The organism is Pseudomonas poae, assembly GCF_001439785.1.
GTDB classification, from domain to species: Bacteria; Pseudomonadota; Gammaproteobacteria; order Pseudomonadales; family Pseudomonadaceae; genus Aquipseudomonas; species Aquipseudomonas poae.
Genome location: NZ_JYLI01000034.1, coordinates 1 through 19,910 on the forward strand (window position 1 = coordinate 1; position 19,910 = coordinate 19,910).

A 19,910-nucleotide genomic window follows, 5' to 3' on the forward strand; every position below is an offset into this window, starting at 1 on the left:
AGTTGAGTGACGTAAGGCCAGTCACACGCCCTGTGAGCATCCGTGCGGCCCGGGGTATTTACGAGGTAGATTTCAGCTTCTAGACGGACGCTGAACATTGAGCAAGATGTGTTGGGCAGACGCTTACTTTCCAGATGCAGATTTCACGCAGCAGCGTGCAAAAATGGCGTTCTCACTAGGCAATGGCCAAGCAGTTTTGGATAACCGACTTTTTCAACAGAATCGGCCGAAAACGGCCAATTCCGTCGTTTAGAGAAAAGACACCACCCCTGCCACCTGAAAGCAGGCACGCCGTGATAGCCGCCTGCTCATGCACAGATACAGCTACCGCGGATTACCCGCCCGAAGATGCGCCGCATCAATCTTGCACACCGAATCGCGCAATATCCCGATTAGCGACTGCCGCTCCAACGGTTCCCATTGCGGAATATCGCTCTTGCGCGTCACTTCATGCCCCAAGGCAAAGGGCTCGGAGAAATAAACCCGGCCGAACTGCGCCATTTCGTCCCGCTCGCAGTTGATCGCCTGGATCGCCCGCGAACTGCGAATCTCTGGAAGTTCACCGCGAGGGGCGGCGAGTCCGAGGTAATTGTTGATTAGGTAGAACTGGCGCAAATGCGGATTGCCCTGGTACAGGGCGACGGAATGGGCGTCGAAGTAGGTTGCCAGTTTGGCGTCCTCCAGCAGTTTGAACATGCCAGCAGGCGTCGTGGCCGGCGCTTCGGCCACGGCTTTCTGCGGCACAGTGCCGTGGGCACAACCACCCAGCAGCAACACCGCTGCCAGGCATGGCAGGCGCCTCATCGTTTGGTTCCCTGTGCCAGGTCCGGGCGTTCCTGCTGCAACAGAAGCTCATCGACGCTGCCCTGCAACGAACAGAGCAGGCGGGTCTTCCCGTTTTCGACGCTCAGCATCAGGAGCTTTTCCGCGGAACCCGCCGCCGGAGCGATGCCCGAGGCCGCCGCAGGGTTGTTCTGCCAGGCGGAATTGGCGTCCGCCTTGATCCGTGGCTTAGAAATGAAGTACTCGCCGGCCTCCTGCCATTCCGCATGCGGCAACTTAGCCATGACTTGCTCGCGGCTGGCATCGATTTCGAAACCCCAGAAGTAATAAATGCCTTGCTCGCCCAGGTCCATGACCCGGTCGTAGTAGCTAGTCAGGCGCAGGCCCTGGTCGTCGACAGCGGGGGTGAAGTGCTGGAAAGCGGTGTCGAAGTTGCGGCGGTCCAGCACTGGCGGCCAGGCTAGGCCACGCTGATCATTGCGGGCCAGCTTGACGGTCTTTCCCAGATCGGCGCGCTGGGAATACAGCTGTTTGAAAAATGACGGCTCACACGAGACCAGGCTTTCGCTGAGGCCGCTGGCCAGTGCACTACCGGAACACAGTCCGAGTAAAAGAGGAAGTATAGCTTTGCCGCAGGAGAAGGATAAAAGGCGACGCATGTCCATTGCTTGGAGAGTCCTGGTGGGGTGAAAAGCTCTATCTTAATTGCGTCAGAACGTTGTTACAAATTGAAAGGACTGGAAAAGGAGGCTGGCGCCAATCAATGCAGAGCAGGTGAGATAGCGTTCCTCCCAAGGCACAGCGGGAGTCCATACCGGGGGCAGTCATTGTGCGCGGTCCAAAAAGTCAGTTGCTCAGTTGAGAGCTGATCAAAGTCGCTTCTGTCGAACACAGAAGAACTTAATGTTGGTATCGGGCCAAAGGTAAGGGCGCCCGATAGTATCAAAACGCGGCGGAGTTCTTTTCTCGGTGACCGGCTCCTTTTGGCCGATTTCTGCCTGTTATGATTGACCGACATCGGGCCACTCGGGCCAGTCGTGACAGGTAGACCCCAGCCATGAGAGTGCGAACTGTATGGCACCCAAATTTGTGGAGAAAATCGCTGTGCGAATAAGGAAGCAGGAAAGCATTTGTGAATGGCAGGGGGTTACCCCAGATCGACCACAATCTGGGTCAAAAATCGGAATAGCGTTGGGCACCCTGGGGCTTCAGCCCATAAATGGGTTAAGGGTTAATCCGGAAAACGGTACGAACGGTTGGTACCTGTGGTGCGGTATGGAGTGGTCTGAGACTGACGATTTTTTTTCACCCCTGCATGTAGGGCACATCACGGACTATCTACCGGAAGTTGTCGAATATCTCGATTTGCCGCCAGGCTATCGTTTTTACATCGACGGCAATAATTTTGAAGACGTTTGGCTTGACCCAGAGTTGCTACGCACTTGACTCGCCCAGTGAATTGCCCTGAGTTTTCATAGACTCATCGACTGGCTACTTCTGTCCGATTCTGTTGAAAAAGTCGGCCATGGCTTCCACGGCAGAAAAGTACGCGCTTGAGATTGAAATCTTTACTTTGAACAGAGGATTCCGGGCTCGGATTTCGCGTAGCTGCACGCAAAAAAGGCATTTTTAGCAGGCAGTGCGTGGGCAGTCTGGAAGAACCGACTTTTTCAACAGAATCGACCCATAGCTGCCTTTCGTGAGAAGCAGCTAACAGCCTCTGTTTTCGCGCAATTCCTAGCAGGCCTTGTGGGACACCCGGCGCTCGGAGGGTGGCTTCGAAGTGTTCTCGCGCAAGTAATGCCTTCGTCAACCTGCATGGTGATGTGGCCATTTTTATCCATGACGTCACCACCGAGTTGCGCATGTATCCAACGATGGCATCTATCAAAAACAGAAGTCCCTTTTGTATCCATGAGCAGCGGCCAGAATCAGATATAAGCCCCCACCACTCGCTTCACGGTGGTCAGCGCCTCACGCAGGGTGTCCATGCTCACCGAGCCGAGCGCCAGCCGGATAGCATGAGGGACATGAACCGAGGTGGAAAACGGCTCCGCCGTCGAGACCGACACGTGCTCGCGCATCAACTCCAGGGCGACCTGATCCGCCCTTGCGTCCTCGGCCAAAGGCAGCCACAGAAAGTACGAAAATGGATGACGCACCACTGGCAACCCTGACAGCAACGTGTCGGCCAACGCCTGCCGGGCCTGGGCGTCCGCGCGCTTTTGGTTTTCCAGCGCGTCGACCGTGCCATCGTCGAGCCAGGCGCAGGTGATGGCAGTCATGACGCCGGGTGTGTTCCAGGTAGTGGCCTTGACTGTGCGCTTCAATGCGTCCAACCGGTGCATAGGGGCTGCGATAAAGCCAACGCGTAACCCGGTGGCGATGTTTTTGGAAAACCCCGATACATAAAGCGTTCTTTCAGGAGCCAACTCAATGATCGGTGGGGGCGGATCCTGCACCAGAAACGCGTACGCTGCGTCTTCAATAATTATCAGGTCATGGGTGCGGGCGATCGCCACCAGGCGCTCACGCTGATCGGTGGGCAGCACCCAACCCAACGGATTATGCAGCGTGGGCATAGTGTACACAGCGCGCACCGAACGACGGCGGCAGAGCGTGGCGAGGGCATCGAGATCCGGCCCCTTAGCAGTGGAGGGAATGGGCACCACTTCAAGATGCAATGCCTTGGCCAGCAACTTGAAACCCGGATAGCTCAATGCATCTGCCGCGATCACGTCACCGGGTTTCAGCAATGCCATCAGGCTCACCGCCAAACCGTGTTGTGCGCCACTGACAATCAGAATCTGCTCTGCATCGACCGTGACGCCACGGTTGATCAGATGACGCGCAATGGAAGCCCGCTCATGCAAGCGGCCCGCATGTGGCTGATAGCGCAAGTGCGCTTCCAGGTCGCCGGACAACGCGAGTTGGCGTAAGGCATTGCGCAACAGGTCGGCCTGCCCCGGCATCGCCGGATAGTTGAAATTGAGGTCAATCACCCCCGCCGCAAAGTCTGGCTGATCGATACCTTGGCCAGGCGGCAATGATGTTTCCCGCACAAACGTCCCGCGTCCTGTCTCCCCGCTTACCAGCCCCATGGCCTCCAGTTCTGCATAGACCCGGCTGGCGGTGACCAAGGCCAGTCCATGGGTGGCGGCGAGTTGGCGGTGTGTCGGTAAACGCGTACCGGGAGGCAAACGCCCGGCGCGGATATCGGCTGCAATGGTGTCCACCAACGATTTATACAGAGAGCGGGGCATCTCGATAATGTATCCATGACAATTTTTTGATTGTCACGATAGTCGGTCATACGATGCGCTTCATGCAACCCGATACCGAGTGGACACTCAATGGAACGCATCTCTAACCTGCAAAACCCAGCGACAGAAAAACCAGCGAGCGGTTTGATCAATGGCCTCATTGGTGTCGTCATCTTCAGCGGTTCATTGCCCGCCACTCGAGTCGCCGTGCTGGAATTTGACCCGGTATTTCTGACCGTGGTGCGGGCCGCCATTGCCGGCGTGCTCGCGCTGTGCCTGCTTTTGCTGTTCAAAGAACAGCGCACGGCACGCCAGCAGTTACTGTCCCTGATCATCGTGGCGATGGGCGTTGTGATTGGTTTTCCGCTGCTGACGGCACTGGCGTTGCAATACGTGACATCTGCCCATTCAATTGTGTTCGTCGGCCTGTTGCCGCTGGCGACTGCCGCGTTCGGCGTAGTGCGGGGGGGTGAGCGCCCTCGGCCGGTGTTCTGGTTTTTCTCCGTGCTGGGCAGTCTGCTAGTCGTCGGGTTTGCTGTCAGCCAGGGACTGACGGCCTCACCGAACGGCGACATTCTGATGCTCTTGGCGATACTTGCCTGCGGCCTGGGCTATGCGGAAGGGACAAAACTTTCCAAAAAATTGGGCGGTTGGCAGGTGATCTGCTGGGCTCTGGTGTTGTCGCTGCCGGGGGTGGGGCCTTTGACAGCTTGGTTGGCGCCCGCGTCGTTTTCGGGCATCAGCTTACCGGCGTGGTTGAGCCTGGCTTACGTGTCGCTATTTAGCATGCTGATCGGCTTCGTGTTCTGGTACCGCGGCCTAGCGCAGGGCGGCATCGCTGCTGTCGGGCAGCTTCAACTGCTACAACCGTTTTTTGGGTTGGCGCTAGCCGCCGCACTGCTGCACGAACAGGTCAGCCTTGGCATGTTCGGCGTCACCGTTGCGGTGATCCTGTGTGTCGCCGGGGCGAGGAAGTTTGCCCGCTAGCTGATGTTTCGTCGTGTAGGATAGAAAAGCCCCGTTGAGCAACGTCCGTCTCCGCGCCTCCCCCCGAGCGATGAATCACAGGGATAGCCTAGCCAATACCTGAGAATGGTTATTTTGAGAACAGCACACTAGCGACTTTGCAATATCCATGACTTCACTCGCTCAACGACCGGTCTTGGCCGATTGCAGCCCTTCTCGACAGGCAGTTATCTATCGCAAAGGGACACCGGAGCAGGTTATCTACCAGCTGTGTGTTTGGAGGTGTGTATTGTTGAATTTGCCGTTACCCTTCTGGGACATCACGCGATAAGGACTATGCACATGAATGTCGCAATGGCTCATGCGATTGAGGCCGCAGAAAGCGAGTATTTGTGTGCCCGCGTCGAGAGTTTGTCTCGGATAAGTGGAAACCCTTTTGGTGCTCGTGTGTTTTTCAACGAAGCTTTTCCATGCTTTCAGGTGAAGGCATCACCTAGCCCGATGCTCAATCGCATCTACGGCGATAGTACCGACAGACCCAAGTCACTATTGAGCTTGCTCAAGGAATCAGCAGGGTATTCGACGGTAACGCCTCTTATCGGAAAGCCCTCGACTTTGGAACAGTACGCTTTGGTGGGTGCGAAGCGGCTGGAGCGTCTGAGGGGGTGGACGCATCTGCAACTCGCGTGCACCATCGAAAATGTGGTCTTGAATCACCACTCATTCGAAATCGAAGAAGCCACCTCACAAACGCTTCCTGAGTTCGCAGCCGTGCATGCGAGTGGATTTCATACCAAGCCAGAGCATCTTCAGTTGAGCCAGGCTTCGTTCGCAGGACTGATGTCAAATGAACGTCTGAAAATCTACGTCCTTAAAGCTGATGGAAAGGTCGTGGCAGGAGCGTTGATGTACCTGGCCTGCAATGGAGTTGCCTACCTTGGGACGGCTGCCACCCGAAAAAATGCACGAGGCCAGGGCTACCATGGAGCCCTGATATCTCATCGGATAGAGCAAGCAAAAAAACACGGCAGTCTTGTGATCGCTGCAACCGCGCTTCCCAGCTCGCAAAGTCGCCGAAATTTGCAGCGTACAGGGCTAGCGACATCCCACGCTCAAGCGCTATATCGCCTGGTAGATAGCTGAAGTCTGCTCTTGGCCGTTTTCTGCCTGTCGCGACCGACTGAAAATGGCCGAAACCCGCCTGATCAATCCTTTACCAGCTCCATGATATGGGTAGCATGGTCATCTTCTACTCGCACGAAACCGCAGCGCAGGTAAAACGCGTCGCCGCCAGAAGTGTCGGTTGAAAGACGCAATGTCTGAAAGTGAAGAGCGGCCTGCGCAACCAACGCTTTTACAAGCGCCTGACCGACGCATTAATTCCTTGCCGCAGGTGCCACGTACAAAAGTCGTAGCCTTGCGGTATCGGAATTATTATAGGGATCAACAGATAACCCTCCGATTCCTATCAACTGCTGATTCGAATACGCGGCCATAAGACACTCACCGGGCGCATTGAAGCGATTCGCTCTAGAGTGCCACTCCGAAATCAGACGCGTAAGAAACCTGAAACCTTCTGCAACTGCCTCTTTCTCCAAAATAAGAACTTCCGCTGGCAGGTGCGTAATCTGTTGAATCTCGCTTCGTTTCATTCATCGTTCCTGATTCCATGTGAACCTTTTTGGCTGATCGAGATGCTTCGGGTGCATAAGCGAAGTGCATAATTGCTGATAGCTACCGCCACCTTTCGCCTCAGGATGATGGGGCCTGCTTACCAACGGTAGGCCCCGTCTATTTTGAAACTACGACTCGACAAGGCCATCCAGCAGCGTCGTCCCATAAGAATTATCCACGACACATAGCCAACTTTCCGACACTTGTCGAAATACGTAAGTAGCCCTGCGCGAGATCTCATTTTTCACACCGGCTTTATCGGTGGTCTGCAGTAGGGTCTCCATGATAACCAGCGCTACATCACCTGCGCGTATAACCTGCATCTGCCCTTGTGTGACAACGATGCTGTTATTGAAATGCTCCGCAATGGCAACAAAGGCTTTACGGATGCTGTCTTTGCCAGTGACAGTCAATCCTGGCTTGACCACAAGACTTGCGTCATCCGCATAAAACTTCATCAGCTCATCGAAGTCTTCGGCGGTGATGGCGCGATCAGCGGCTTCAATTGTCTCTTTCAACGTATGGGTAAGTGCATCCATTTCTGTGCTCCTGAGTGAGCCTCAGAGCAGGAATGAAAAACCCCGCGTCTGAGGCGGGGTTCGGCATATCGTGCGCAGTCCCACCCCCTAGCTGACGGCGGTAATAATTGAACGTGCGCAGTGAAATCGGTAACTGTTCATGTCATGAACCTGCCGCATAAAGCCGGGAAAATCAACTCACATAACCCGTTAACGACGCCGGGCACCCGTGATCGTAGCGTGATCGTCAGCCCCCCCTCACACCACCCCATCATAAGTCCGTATGTTCTGCCGCAACGCCGCCAGAAACGAAAACGCATTCTCCACCCGCTCGCCCTCGAACCCCTGGTAATAATTGTTCGCGGTCAACACCGTGCCGGCACCGCGTTTGTTATCCGGATGGAGACAATAGGGAATCGATAAAAACCCACTGTCGAAGGCGCTGAGTATCGCTTCGGACAAGTTGGCATCACGCGCCAGCGTTCCTTCAATCAGTCGCCTTGAGGCGTCGAGGATGCGGGTGTGTTCTTGCGCGTCGAAAGGGACATCCGGCAATACACCCTTCGTGTGCAGGCAATAACTGGCGTATTCCAGTGCGGCGATGTTTTCTTCGATCCGGGGAATGCGCCGTGATTCCACCGGTGTCTTGATGATCACGCGCTGTATGCCGGTGGATCGAATCATGCCCAGCGCATCGCCGGTGATCCGGCAAAAACCGCCCAGGGTTCGTGGGAAAAACCCCATGAACACGTAGCCGACAAAGTGGTAGCTGCCCGGTGTGAAGTATTCGCTGGCCAGTTGTTGCAAGGCAGTCACGGCGGCTCGGTCCTGCACCGGCGAGGTGCCCTGGGCGTAGGAGAACGACAGCGTGTTAATGCCGTGGGAGCGCAAAAACAGGCCTTCCAGAATGTTCAGCGCCACCAGAATGACCGGGTCGCACATCTGCCCCATCATGCAGCCGGCGAAGCTCTCGATGTGGCTGTGCTCCACGCCGGCAGACAGCACCTGGCAGGCTTTTTCCCAGTGGCCGAACGCTTCGCGCAGTGGCGTGCGGCTGTACGGCAGGCAATAGGAAATGGGTCCGCCTTCGGTGGTGGCCGAGCCGATTTCGACCATGCGTTCGAAGATATGCAGCGGATCGGGCGAGCCATGGCGAATCTGCACCGGTAGGTGGTAGCGGGCATGGATCTGGTCGAGCATCGCGCGGGTTTGCGCCGCCGGGTGATTCACGATCGGATAGCCGTTGAGCATGGACGCGCTATCAATCGCCCGTTGCGCCGCCTTAAGGTTATTCACGCGGGTGAAGGCATCGAGGGTAATGGTGCACACGGTGTTCGCGCGGCTGGCCGCCGTGGCATCGAGCCCGGACTGCATCAGGCCGGGGTCGCTGAAGCCCATGCGCGGCTGGAGCACCGGGCCGTGCAGGGCAAACTGTTCAAGCACGTGGGTGTTGAAGTCGATCATGTTTGCAGGCCTTTTCCGGTCCCTGTGTGAGCTGGCGCCGAGTACGCGCTCATCGTGCGACCCGCTTTTCCAGGTGATGGGCAGGAAACAGCTGCGCGGTGACGAGCGTCTGGAAGGCATCAAAACTGTTGGCCACGCTGTCGTCGAATACCTCGTCGAAGCCTGCGGCACGAAGGGTATCGCTGTGCCGGGCGATGGTCTGGGCATCGTTCTCAGTGCAAATTTTTCCGCCGATGTAGAGTCCGTCGACGTGATTTGTCTCGCTGCGAATGCGTCGGGCAAGTTCGGCGCCCTCCAGGTAGCCGTGACCATTGACCGTGCTGATCACAACAATGGCGCAGCCATTGCGCTCAAGCCGCGCAATCACGTCGTCCATCGGCGTGTTGGGCCCCAGGTTTTCTACCTTGTAGCCCAGGTCATTGAGCAGAAACTCCATGAACACCAGATTCCAGCTATGGGAGTCTGACGGCACGGTGCTGAGCAGTGCGGTTTTGTTGAACGTCATCGTTAAAATCCCTTTTAAGTTTCTGTTCTGCTTGCGTAATACGGAAGTGCGTTCTGGAAGTTGCGAAAGTTGACGGTGACGGCGTTGATATAGCCCCAGTAATCGGCGTAGTTGGTCGGAAACGGTTTTGAGCCGTCGATCCTGTCGCGCTCGCGCGCGGTGATGTAGTTGGGCCACTCTTTGGAGCGGGGGCGCCGGTGGTGAAAGTCGTGGCACGGTGTATCGCCGACCATCACGAACACGCGGATGAACAAATGGAAGCCGAGCATTTTGATCAGCCAGACACTGATGCAGGCGGTGCGGCGAACAGCGCCCGCGGCCTGCGGTATGCGCAACTCTTCACCAATGAATACACCGGTGGTGCTTTCGCAGATGAAGTCGATACCGCGACGCTCCAAAACCTCCACGCTGGGCCAGGTATGCTCGGCGGCCAGGCGAAACGTGGTGCTGATGTGATAGCCGGCAAACACCGGCACCACCCACGCCATGATGAACAGGCCGAAATGGCCCAGGGCTGCCGCCAGCAGACTCGCGGTGGCCCAGAAGATCAGTGTCAGGACGGCGACACGGCGGTTCGAGGCGGTTGCAGTGCCTTTCACCCGGCCCCAGAACGAGCGCAGGATCGCCAGCGGTGACAGCGCCGTGCAGACCAGTTTGGTCCACATCCTGGTCACGCTGTCGGACGGTGTTAATCCCACCACCCCTTGCAGGTAGGACAGGGTGTCGTCATCGTCGGTCAGCAGCGTTTTGGAGCTGTGGTGCAGCGCGTGCTCGCGCTTGTAGGTGTCGAAGGGCTTGAGCATCAATACGCCGGAAATGATCCGGCCCACGGTCACGTTGGTTTCACGCTGTTCAAATACCATTTCATGGGCGCAGTTGTGGCAAATCATCACCTGCATCTGCTTGATACCGCCGGTGGCCAGTACAAAACCCAACCCCCACACAATAACGCTGCCGTGCAAGTAACCGACGCCGGCCAACACCACGCCCGAGGCAATCAATCCCGTTGATACAAGAATATGGTGAATGGGTTTGAGCGTTCTAACCTGGTTAAGATCTTCAGGCAGCGGCTTGGCGGTCAGCCAGCTCAAAAATGGCTGTAAGAACCCTGGAAGGGTTCGCATCGAGTTACGTATCATCCATGTTTCCTCTGCGAGTTCGCTCCATCGAAAAAAACTGTACCGTGGCCTCCGGTTATTTCGAACAGAAATACGTGGGGATCGATTTTCCATTTTTGAGTACGGCATCAACGTGAACTGGGATGATCTGAAAGTTTTTATCTTCGTGGCCAAGTCCAATAACGTGACCGAGGCGGGAAACTCGCTGAAAGTTTCGGCATCGACGGTGTCGCGCAAGATCGCCGCACTTGAGGAGTCGCTCAGTACTGTGCTGTTCCTGAAAAAAACCAACGGCTATTTCCTGACGGAAGCCGGCAAAGCGATGCTTCCGCTGGCACTGGAAACGCAGGAGCGCTTCAAGCTCATGGAGCGCCAGATGTCGCAGCCCAACGATCGGATGGCCGGGCCGGTGCGCATCGATTGCCCGGAACTGATGGGCACGCACCTGATCATTCCGGGGCTGGCGGACTTCCATGACCGATACCCCGAGATCAGCTTTGACTTCATCAATACAGCGGTGTCGTCAAAACTCACGCAAAGCCACAGCGACATCATTATCCGCCTGCGCAGGCCGGAAAACGGCAACTTCACCATGCGCCGGGTTGGCACGCTGATGCAGGGACTTTTCTGTTCCGACGGGTATGCGGCCGCCAACAGGCTGCCCGACACACCGGATGACCTGCAGCACCACCACCTGATTGGCTGGACCGAAGAAATGTCCTACATGCCGCTCGCGCAGTGGCTCAATGAGGTGAGCGGCGAGCATAAGCCGTGGATGCGCGTGTCCAATCTCAATGCCCAGCTCAAGGCGGTTGAAGCTCATCTGGGGATCGCCGCGCTGCCGACCTACGTCGCTCACCAATCAGGCTTGCGTCAGGTATTGGCCGACAGCCCGCTGCGCAGCTCCGATATATGGCTGCTGCGCAATCAGGCGACCCAGGGCGTGGGCCGCGTCGATCAAGTGGTGGACTACCTCACGGAGCTGTTCCACAGCAAAACGGCAGAGATGCAATAGCCGCCTGCGGAAGAAGGGTTATGGCACCAGGATCAGTGAGCCCTGGGTTTGCCGGTCCTGCATGATGCGGTGCGCCTCGGCGGCCATGGCAAGCGGCAGGCGAGTGATCAGGGGCGCAGCGATCGAACCGTTGGACAGGGCCGCCAGCACCCGTGCGGCACCGGTGGCAAGCTCGGCATCGTGTCCGATGTAGTGCTTCAAGGACGGCCGCGTGACATGCAGCGAGCCCATGCTTCCAAGCCGCGACAGATTAAACCCCGTCACGTCCCCCGATGCATTGCCGAACAGCACCAGATGACCGCGCGGGCGCAGGCTCGCCAATGACAGCTCGAAGGTAGCGCGTCCGACAGAGTCGAATACGCTGTGAGCGCCCTTGCCTTCGGTCACTTCACGAATGAACGACAAGGCGCCCGGAGCCTCGGGGTCAAGGGCCGCGTAGCAGCCGGCATCCAGCACCTGGCGCCGCTTGGCTTCGCTCGAAGCCAGGCCGATGACCCGCACGCCCCTGGCCGCCAGCCAGCCTGTGGCAATGCTGCCTACACCGCCGGCCGCTGCATGCCACACCACCCAATCGTCAGGCGCGAGCGGTACGCAGCGATGCGTCAGGTATTCGGCGGTCAGCCCCTTGAACAGCAACGCGGCGGCGGTTTCACTGGATACATCATCGGGAAGTCGAATGGCGCGCGTGGCGGGCAGCACCGCGTGGCTGGCGTATCTGCCCGTGGAACTGTCGACGAATGCGACCCGGTCGCCGGGGCTGAAACCTCGCACCTGCGGTCCACAGTCGACCACCCTTCCCGCGCCCTCCACGCCCAGGCTTCTTGGAAAGGCAGAGCCATCCTCGAGCGCCCCGGAGCGCCGATGCACATCGATGAAATTGACGCCGGCTGCCTCGATGGCGACAGTGAGTTCCCCGGGCCCGGCGGCACGCAATGTGGCGTCCTGAAGTTCCAGGACCCGGGGTTCTCCGGGTGCGGCGAAGACAACAGCGTGGGTCATGCAACCTCCTTACAGCGGGCCGATACGCAGGAAAATCCACACCGCCACCGCGATCAGCATCAGCCCGAACACCGCGTTCTGGAACACCAGCAATTTGGGCCGCGCCTGGATCAGCCTCTGCACGGATGAGCCCATCGATACCCAGATGACGTGGGAAAAGAAATTCAGCGAAATCAACGCAGCGCTCAAGATCAGCACTGCGCTGCTGCTGGTTTCGCCGGTGGGCATGAAGGTGGAAAACATCACCAGCAACATCACGATGCCTTGCACATTGCCCAGCTGCACGACGATGCCGTCTCGAAACTGCAGGTGTATGGGCTTGTCGCCAGGTGCTTTCAGCGGACGACGCAGCAGGCGCACACCCAGCCACAAAATGTAGAAACTGCCGAGCACTTGCAGCACCCACACCAGCCGCGGGCTGTTCATCAGCGTGTGGTAAAGCCCCAGCCCTACCAGCACCGCCAGCAGGAAATAGGTGATGTCCAGGCCGAAAATAAACCGCACCGAACGACGCACACCGCTTTGCGCCCCGGAGGTCGCAACCATCAAATTGCCAGGCCCTGCACTCAGGGTCAGCGGCGCCATGGTTGACAGCCAAAGCAGCCAGTTGATGCTGAATATCTCTTGCACATTGTTATCCTCGATCACGGCATGGACTGCACGTGCTCAAGTCTAATGGGCAGTTGCTTATAAAGTTATAGCGAAGCGCGCAAAGCGATATCCCATAAATGGGGCAAACGGGGCGGCGCTTGTTTTGTAGCCGCAAGGGCGGCTTACTTGCCAGGACTCAGCGAATAGTCGAACGGCTGTTAAAACCCAAACACCTTTATATCAGGCGTTTTGCGAGCGCCCTGAACCGCCGTCGGTTCAAAGGCTTTCTGTGGAGCAAATGGTAGAAACGTTGCGTGCGGCATTTGATCGCGAAAGTGGCCTGTGTCAGTAAGCTGAAAGTTCAGGCAGCCAATATCCCTGTGGGAGCGGGCAAGCCCTAATACCGTTCAGTTAAGGAAAATGTGTGGGCTTATTGTGGCGAGCGGGCTTGCCCCGCGTTGGGGTGCGAAGCGCCCCCACTCCAGCAAAACGCGGTGTACCTGATACGGCTCAGGGTCTGGTTTTGGGGCTGCTGCGCAGCCCAACGCAGGACAAGCCTGCTCGCCACAGGGAATCTGCGCTCAACTGAACGGCATTGGAGCAAGCCTGCTCGCCACAGTACTGATCGGCATCAGGTCAGGCGCGCTTTGGCAATTTCCACCCCGCCCGCACAAAGTGACACGTGTACCCGTCAGGAATCCGCTCCAGGTAATCCTGGTGCTCCGGCTCCGCCTCCCAAAACTCCCTCGCCGGCTCAATCTCGGTCACCACCGGCCCCGGCCATAACTTCGATGCATCAACATCAGCGACGGTATCTTCGGCCACGTCCCGTTGCGCATCGCTCAGGTAATAAATCGCCGAACGGTAGCTGGGCCCGAGGTCGTTGCCCTGCCGGTTGGGCGTGCTGGGGTCGTGGATCTGGAAGAAGAACTCCAGAATCTGCCGATACGTGATCACCGCAGGGTCAAACACAATTTCGATCGCTTCGGCGTGGTCGCCATGGTTGCGATAGGTGGCATTGGGCACGTCGCCGCCGGTGTAGCCGACGCGTGTGCGCAGCACGCCGGGGTAGCGGCGCAGCAGGTCCTGCATGCCCCAGAAGCAGCCGCCGGCGAGGATGGCGGTTTCGGTTTGGTTGGTCATGGTCTGCCCTTGTGCTAATGGATATGCCGCTAGTTATGGGGGTGTGCTCGCCAATAGCAAGTCAACGCCTCAAACACCGATACAAAACCAAAAAAAATGTACAGTTTCTCAATAACCTGTCGACATAGATGGCAAGGTGCCATGGATAAGGCCCGCAACATTTATCGAGCCTTTACGCTATGTCCATCTTTGCCTTTCTAAACCGTGACCGTCGCGCCCTGCACCAACTGACAGCGGCGATCAAAAACGGTCACCTCTCCCCTGTCGACCGCCACAAAACCGCCCCGCCCGTGCTTGATGCCTTGGCGGTGCTCGAAGCCTCCAGCCGCGAATCGCAATCGCGCATCACCCAACTCGAAGACGAACTCGAGTCTGCCCGTGAATTGCTGCGCGAGTCCGCCGCCTCCGCCCAGGCTTCGGAAATCCGCTTCGACCTGGTCAACCGCGCCTCCAGCGAGGGCCTTTGGGACATGGAGGTGGTGGCGGGTGACCCAATCAATCCGAAGAATCGTTTCTGGTGGTCGCCGCAATTTCGCAGCCTGCTGGGCTTTTCTAACGAGCGTGATTTCCCGAATGTGCTGGCCAGTTGGGCCGACCGCCTGCATCCACAGGACAAGCAGGCGACGCTCGACGCGTTTGCGCGGCATCTCAACGACAAGTCGGGAAACACGCCGTACAACGTGAACAATCGGCTGGCGATGAAGGACGGTTCCTACCGCTGGTTTCACGCCCAGGGTGAAACGCTGCGCGATGAGCGCGGCACGCCGATCCGCGTGGCCGGTGCGTTGCGCGATATTCATGATCAGTTGCAGCGCGATCAGGAGCACGACGTGATCATCACTCGCTTCGAACTGGCCCGGGAGATGCTGTCCGACGGTTTGTGGGACATGGAGGTGATTGCCGGCGACCCGGTGAACCCGAAGAACCCCTTCTGGTGGTCGCCTCAGTTTCGGCGCCTGCTGGGTTTTGAAACGGTGCAAGAGTTTCCCGATGTGCTGGACAGCTGGGCCTCCCGGCTGCACCCGGATGACAAGGAGCGCAGCCTGAATGCGTTTGGCGCGCACCTGAATGACAAGTCAGGACACACGCCGTTTGATATCGAATACCGGTTGAAGATGAAAAGTGGCGAATACCGCTGGTTCCGCGCCCGCGGTCAGACGCGCCGCGATCCCCAGGGCGCACCATTGCGCGTGGTGGGCGCGCTGGTGGATGTGCACCTGCAGCATGAGCAGCAAGCGTTGCGCGCAGCGGAGGGTGAACACCAGCGCACGCTGGAAACCAACATTGCGCAGTTGTCGCAGATTGTCGGGACGATCCAGAGCATCGCCAGCCAGACCAACCTGCTGGCGCTCAATGCCGCGATTGAAGCGGCGCGTGCCGGCGAGGCCGGGCGTGGTTTCGCAGTGGTGGCCGATGAGGTGCGCAAGCTGGCAACGCGCACCACTGAAGCGACCGAACAGGCTGCCGGGATGATTGCTCGGTAAGTCATCCCTTTCAGGCGCCTCTCCCGTTGCGGCGAGAGGCGTCTTATGCAGTCAATGAACAACACGTAAAAATTTTTAGTGAACTATCGAAGTATCCAGGCCGCCTCTAAAGTTAATAACAGCACGGCCGATAGTTAATTACGGAGCCCCTAATCCCTGCCCGAAACACATAAAAAAATCCCAATATACATGCCACGGATAGGCACGTTTCAGGACCGAACATCATGTTCAGCAAACTAAGCATCTCGCAAAAACTTTATGCAAGTTTCACCGCAGTCGTTGTACTGATCGGGTTATTGGTGGGGAGCGCCTATATCGGCTTCGAGACAGTAGAAGATGCTACAAATAGTAACGTGCACACGTATGAAGTAATAAGTGCCACACAATTGGCGCTGGAACAACTCATCAATATCGAAACCGGCATGCGCGGTTTCGTCATCGCGGCCAAAGACAATTTTCTGGAACCCCTGGTTGCCGGCGAAAAACGCTTTTCGGAGAAGTTGGACCTGCTTAAACGCCTGACTGCGGATAATCCGGCGCAGCAACAGCGCCTGGCCACCCTGGGCGACATGCAAAAACGCTGGCTTGCCGAGGACGTCGATCCGATCATCGCCCTGCGCAAACGCCTGACGGCCAATAACCTGCCCGATGACGAACTGGACGCGCGCATCAGCTCCGGTGCGGACAAGGCCAAGATGGACAGCATGCGTGCGACCCTGGCTGAAATCACCGCCACCGAAACCACACTGCTGGCGCAGAGAAGCCAGGACATGATCGACGCCAAGCACATGGCGCTGACGATTCTGATCGTGGGCGGCCTTCTGTCGGCCGTATTGTCGTTGATCCTCGCCACCTCACTGGGCCGCAGCACCACTGGGCGCCTGCAACTGGCGATTGATGCCGCTACCGCAATTGCCAACGGCAAGCTGGATACGGTGATCGACACCAGCAGCCATGACGAGCTGCCCAAAGCCTTCGACCGCATGCAGAAACGCCTGCGCGAAATGATTCAACAGATCAGCGAAGCGGCCAACCAGTTGGTGGTGTCGGTGCAGCAGATTTCCGGCGCGTCGGAGCAACTGTCCGGTGCGATCCAGGAGCAGTCGACGTCGGCCTCGATGATGGCGGCCACCATTGAAGAGCTGACCGTGAGCATCCATCACGTCTCGGAAAACGCCGATGAGGCGCACCAGCTTGCCAGCCGTTCGGGCGAACAATCCAAGGATGGCGCGCGCGTCATCGAAAATACCTTGTCGAGCATGAACGGCATTGCCAGGACCGTGCAGCACTCCTCCACCCAGGTGGCCGGGCTGGGCCAGCACTCCGAACAGATTTCCTCGATCATCAGCGTGATTCAGGGCATCGCCGACCAGACCAACCTGCTGGCGCTCAACGCCGCCATCGAAGCGGCCCGGGCCGGCGAGCAAGGCCGCGGGTTTGCCGTGGTGGCCGATGAGGTGCGCCTGCTGGCGCAGAACACCGGCAAGTCGACCAAGGAAATCGCGATCATGATCGAGAAAATCCAGGCCGGCGTGCGCGAAACCGTCGAAAGCATGCGCGGTGGTGTGCTTGAAGTGAGCCAGGGCGTGGAAACGGCGGGGACTGCTGGTGCGGCCATCGTCGAAATCCGCGACAGCTCGGAGAAAGTGCTACAGGTGGTCGATCAGATCTCCTTCGCCTTGCGTGAGCAGACCATGGCCAGCCAGGACGTTGCCCGCAACGTCGAGCGCTCGGCGCAGATGGCGGAAATGAACAACGTGTCGGTGCAGGAGTTGCTCAAGACCAGCGGCGGCCTGAAGAACCTGGCCACCAGCCTTCAGCACGAAGTGAGCAAGTTCCAGTTGTAACCCACAGGATGCGGGGCCGCGCTCGGCGCACGCTGAACGAAGCCGGCCCCGTTGCAGTCGGAGAAACAACCTCCCCGGCAAAGAACCTGGCTCATGCCTCTGAAAACCGCAGCCCTCGCCTCCCTCTTCTCTCTGGCGGCCAGCACGGCCGCCGCCGCCCAGGAACCGCTGCGCCTGCAGAACTTGCAGCGCTGCGGCGACCTGCTGGAAAACCGTCAGCAAGCCTGGTGCCTGACCGCTCGCGGCCTGGGTGACGCCACGCCGACGCTCAAACTGGGTAACGCCGCTTTGCCGGCGAGCGCGGTGCAGCGTGACGGTAATACCCTTCGCGTGCATCTGGACAGCAGCCACTACCAAAGCGGCCCCGTGTCGCTTGAGGACGGCGCCCGCGTCAGCAACGCGGCCTGGCTGAGCCTGCGCAACAGCCACGTGGTGGCGGCAAAGCCCAGCGAAGTGGCGAAGAACATGGACGGGTTGACCACCTACGTCGACCTGGTCAGCGTGCTGATCGAAGAAGATCACGACGGCCGCCAGGAAGCCGAGCGGCTGGCCCGCAAATATGGGGCGACGGTGGTCGGCAGTATTGCCCCGCTGAACCTGTTCCAGCTGCGCCTGCCCGCCAGGGACCTGGTGCAGCGCGATGCGCTGGTGTTGCGTTTGGGCAGCGAGACCAGCGTCGATGCGGTGGTGGTCGAAGAATCCGCCGCTGAAGAGGCCGAGGCCGCCGCGCCGCGCGAGAAACCCGACAAACCGGCGCCGGACTCCGATGAGTGGGCGGCCAACCGCTTTCTCGATGCGGTGACTTATTACCAAAGCCGCCTTCCGGGCCGTCACACGCCGATCCTGCCGCAACCGGTGCGCGTGGGGGTGATCGAGCGCGGGGTGGATTTCGACACCGCCGACTTCGCCGATTACCTCGGCGCCTGTGCCGCCAAACGTACCTGCGTGTATGCGCGCGACACAAATGCGCCGGACGGCCACGGCACCAAGGTTGCGGGCATTCTCGCGGCGCGCTGGGACGACGGCGGCAACAGTGGTTTCCTGCGCGGGCTGGACAAGGCCAGCGGCGGCTTCGAGGTGATCGTCGACCGTGATTCCGATGCGGGCATCACGGCCAATATCGCCGCGTCGGTCAACCTGGTGGAGGACGGCGTACGCGTGCTCAACTGGAGCTGGGGCATCCATCGCGTCGGCGCCAAAGACGTCAACGGGGATGACGTCGACTCCTTGCTGCGCTCTGGCGTCGCCATGAGCGGCTATGAAGAATTGCTCGAAGAGTTTTTTCTCTGGCTGCGCAAGGAGCATCCCGATGTGATCGTGGTGAACTCTGCCGGTAACGGCTCGGCGTTCTCCGGTACGGACGACTACCGCCTGCCCTCCTCGTTTATCACCGAGCAATTGCTGGTGGTGGGCGGGCATCAGCGTGGCGAGCGCAACGGGTTGGCGATTGACGACCCGGCGTATGCGGTGACGCGCAGTTCGTCGAATGTGGACATGCGCGTAGACATCACCGCCGCCGCCTGCACCCACGCCTCCACCCGCGAGGCCGGCCAGGAAGGCGCGGTGCATTGCGGCACCTCCTATGCCACGCCAATGGTTGCAGGGTTGCTGGCGGCCATGCTGTCGATCAACCCGCAGTTGCAACCCGAGCAGTTGCGCATGCTGCTGCGCCGCAGCTCAATGGCCATCGGCGAAAAAAACGACTTCGAACGCAGCGACGCCCAAGACCTGACCGCACCCATCCTGCCGTCCGAGCGCAACTACCAACGCACCGACAAGGACGTGGGACGCTCGGCGCGGCTGGACATGCAGAAAGCGCTGGACCTGGCGGTGCAGAGCAGGACGCGTGTACGGTGATGATTTCAAACTGAACGAGGTATTCCCCATCATGGAAGAAACCATTACCTGCCGACTCGCCAGCGTGGATGACGCGATGAGCATGTGCGAGCTCGGCCAGTTGCTTAACGAGGTGCACCACACCGCACGGCCGGATATTTACGCGGCGCCCACCCAAGACGTTTCCCGCGACTTGCCGCACTGGTCAGGCCTTTTCGAAAAACCGGGGCATGTCGTGTTCATTGCCCAAGCCGGTGACCAACCCGTGGGGTTCATCACCGCGAGCGTAACGGCAAGCGCCGGGCCGCTGATGCAACCGATGAATGTGGTGCGCATCGGTTCGGTGTGTGTGGCCGAGTCGTTCTGGGGCCGAGGGATTGGGCGCAGCCTGATGCAGCGGGTCAAACATTGGGCCATCGAACAGGATGCCCAGGATCTGCGATTGACCGTATGGCCATTCAACGCCCGCGCCGCCCGCCTGTACACAGAGTTCGGGTTCGAGACACGAGCCTTCGAGATGGGCATGCGCCTGCGATAAATCCAGAGACACAGCTCCCACATTTGATTGGGGTCGACTGGGTGGGCGGTGTCTTGTGGCGAGCGGGCTTGCCCCGCGTTGGGCTGCGCAGCAGCCCCAAGACCAGGCGCTGAGCCGTATCAGGTACACCGCGTTTTGCTGGATTGGGGGCGCTTCGCACCCCAAC

General features: G+C 58.7%; 17 protein-coding genes and 4 pseudogenes. 10 read left to right on the top strand and 11 right to left on the bottom strand.

The genetic code is table 11. The features are described 5' to 3' along the window. Window positions 1-324: 324 nt before the first annotated feature. Both TU75_RS25730 and TU75_RS25735 read right to left on the bottom strand, forming a co-directional pair. On the bottom strand, window positions 325-804 hold the full coding sequence (locus TU75_RS25730) for a surface-adhesin E family protein (protein WP_060550501.1): 480 nt from the start codon (window positions 802-804) through the stop codon (window positions 325-327). After that, a complete protein-coding gene (locus TU75_RS25735) occupies window positions 801-1,448 on the bottom strand; it encodes a hypothetical protein (protein WP_060550502.1) in 648 nt (215 codons plus the stop codon). Before TU75_RS25735 ends, TU75_RS25730 begins: the two co-directional genes overlap by 4 nt. A gap of 409 nt (window positions 1,449-1,857) precedes the next feature. Here TU75_RS25735 and TU75_RS25740 point away from each other — a divergent pair, with 409 nt between their 5' ends. Both TU75_RS25740 and TU75_RS28240 read left to right on the top strand, forming a co-directional pair. Next, entirely contained in the window at window positions 1,858-2,229 is a 372-nt protein-coding gene (locus TU75_RS25740; protein ID WP_060550503.1) for an immunity protein Imm33 domain-containing protein, read from the top strand. Window positions 2,230-2,497: 268 nt separating this feature from the next. Then, window positions 2,498-2,651 (top strand): annotated as a pseudogene (locus TU75_RS28240) (DUF4440 domain-containing protein); the annotation flags it as partial. Between the two features lie 63 nt (window positions 2,652-2,714). Here the strand turns inward: TU75_RS28240 and TU75_RS25745 are convergent. Next, on the bottom strand, window positions 2,715-4,046 hold the full coding sequence (locus TU75_RS25745; RefSeq protein ID WP_060550504.1) for an aminotransferase-like domain-containing protein: 1,332 nt from the start codon (window positions 4,044-4,046) through the stop codon (window positions 2,715-2,717). Window positions 4,047-4,136: 90 nt separating this feature from the next. Here TU75_RS25745 and TU75_RS25750 point away from each other — a divergent pair, with 90 nt between their 5' ends. Both TU75_RS25750 and TU75_RS25755 read left to right on the top strand, forming a co-directional pair. Further along, on the top strand, window positions 4,137-5,033 hold the full coding sequence (locus TU75_RS25750) for a DMT family transporter (RefSeq protein ID WP_060550505.1): 897 nt from the start codon (window positions 4,137-4,139) through the stop codon (window positions 5,031-5,033). A gap of 321 nt (window positions 5,034-5,354) precedes the next feature. After that, window positions 5,355-6,155, top strand: a complete 801-nt coding sequence (locus tag TU75_RS25755; RefSeq protein ID WP_060550506.1) for a GNAT family N-acetyltransferase — start codon at window positions 5,355-5,357, stop codon at window positions 6,153-6,155. Between the two features lie 62 nt (window positions 6,156-6,217). Here TU75_RS25755 and TU75_RS28245 read toward each other — a convergent pair. The 5 genes and pseudogenes from TU75_RS28245 to TU75_RS25780 all read right to left on the bottom strand — a co-directional run bounded on the left by TU75_RS28245 (window position 6,218) and on the right by TU75_RS25780 (window position 10,264). Further along, window positions 6,218-6,664, bottom strand: a pseudogene (locus tag TU75_RS28245) (GNAT family N-acetyltransferase). Window positions 6,665-6,814: 150 nt separating this feature from the next. Then, complete coding sequence (locus tag TU75_RS25765) at window positions 6,815-7,225, bottom strand: YybH family protein (RefSeq protein ID WP_003234410.1); 411 nt, start codon at window positions 7,223-7,225, stop codon at window positions 6,815-6,817. Window positions 7,226-7,462: 237 nt separating this feature from the next. Then, the gene (locus tag TU75_RS25770) at window positions 7,463-8,668 is read right to left on the bottom strand and encodes a methylaspartate mutase (protein ID WP_060550507.1); all 1,206 of its coding nucleotides are present in this window, start codon (window positions 8,666-8,668) and stop codon (window positions 7,463-7,465) included. Window positions 8,669-8,717: 49 nt separating this feature from the next. After that, window positions 8,718-9,173 carry a cobalamin B12-binding domain-containing protein gene (locus TU75_RS25775; RefSeq protein WP_003239037.1) on the bottom strand — a complete coding sequence of 152 codons (456 nt, stop codon included), beginning with the start codon at window positions 9,171-9,173 and terminating at the stop codon, window positions 8,718-8,720. A gap of 14 nt (window positions 9,174-9,187) precedes the next feature. Next, a complete protein-coding gene (locus TU75_RS25780; RefSeq protein ID WP_169794369.1) occupies window positions 9,188-10,264 on the bottom strand; it encodes a fatty acid desaturase in 1,077 nt (358 codons plus the stop codon). Between the two features lie 160 nt (window positions 10,265-10,424). Here TU75_RS25780 and TU75_RS25785 point away from each other — a divergent pair, with 160 nt between their 5' ends. Further along, window positions 10,425-11,306 (top strand): LysR family transcriptional regulator, encoded by an 882-nt coding sequence (locus tag TU75_RS25785; RefSeq protein WP_060550509.1) that lies wholly within the window; start codon window positions 10,425-10,427, stop codon window positions 11,304-11,306. Window positions 11,307-11,324: 18 nt separating this feature from the next. Here TU75_RS25785 and TU75_RS25790 read toward each other — a convergent pair whose 3' ends face one another. The 3 genes from TU75_RS25790 to msrA form a co-directional block, all read right to left on the bottom strand. Next, a complete protein-coding gene (locus TU75_RS25790; protein WP_069665412.1) occupies window positions 11,325-12,305 on the bottom strand; it encodes a quinone oxidoreductase family protein in 981 nt (326 codons plus the stop codon). A 9-nt stretch (window positions 12,306-12,314) separates the two neighbouring features. Next, a complete protein-coding gene (locus tag TU75_RS25795; protein ID WP_082630577.1) occupies window positions 12,315-12,935 on the bottom strand; it encodes a LysE family translocator in 621 nt (206 codons plus the stop codon). Between the two features lie 597 nt (window positions 12,936-13,532). Next, entirely contained in the window at window positions 13,533-14,039 is a 507-nt protein-coding gene (gene msrA, locus TU75_RS25800) for a peptide-methionine (S)-S-oxide reductase MsrA (protein WP_015372526.1), read from the bottom strand. Window positions 14,040-14,509: 470 nt separating this feature from the next. Between msrA and TU75_RS28755 the strand changes: the two are divergent. The 5 genes and pseudogenes from TU75_RS28755 to TU75_RS25820 all read left to right on the top strand — a co-directional run. Continuing rightward, window positions 14,510-15,229 (top strand): annotated as a pseudogene (locus TU75_RS28755) (PAS domain-containing protein); the annotation flags it as partial. Window positions 15,230-15,307: 78 nt separating this feature from the next. Then, window positions 15,308-15,514, top strand: a pseudogene (locus TU75_RS28760) (methyl-accepting chemotaxis protein); the annotation flags it as partial. A 233-nt stretch (window positions 15,515-15,747) separates the two neighbouring features. After that, entirely contained in the window at window positions 15,748-17,370 is a 1,623-nt protein-coding gene (locus tag TU75_RS25810) for a methyl-accepting chemotaxis protein (RefSeq protein ID WP_060550511.1), read from the top strand. Between the two features lie 93 nt (window positions 17,371-17,463). After that, window positions 17,464-19,227 carry a S8/S53 family peptidase gene (locus TU75_RS25815; RefSeq protein ID WP_060550512.1) on the top strand — a complete coding sequence of 588 codons (1,764 nt, stop codon included), beginning with the start codon at window positions 17,464-17,466 and terminating at the stop codon, window positions 19,225-19,227. Window positions 19,228-19,258: 31 nt separating this feature from the next. Further along, window positions 19,259-19,744 carry a GNAT family N-acetyltransferase gene (locus TU75_RS25820; RefSeq protein WP_060550515.1) on the top strand — a complete coding sequence of 162 codons (486 nt, stop codon included), beginning with the start codon at window positions 19,259-19,261 and terminating at the stop codon, window positions 19,742-19,744. Window positions 19,745-19,910 lie beyond the last annotated feature (166 nt).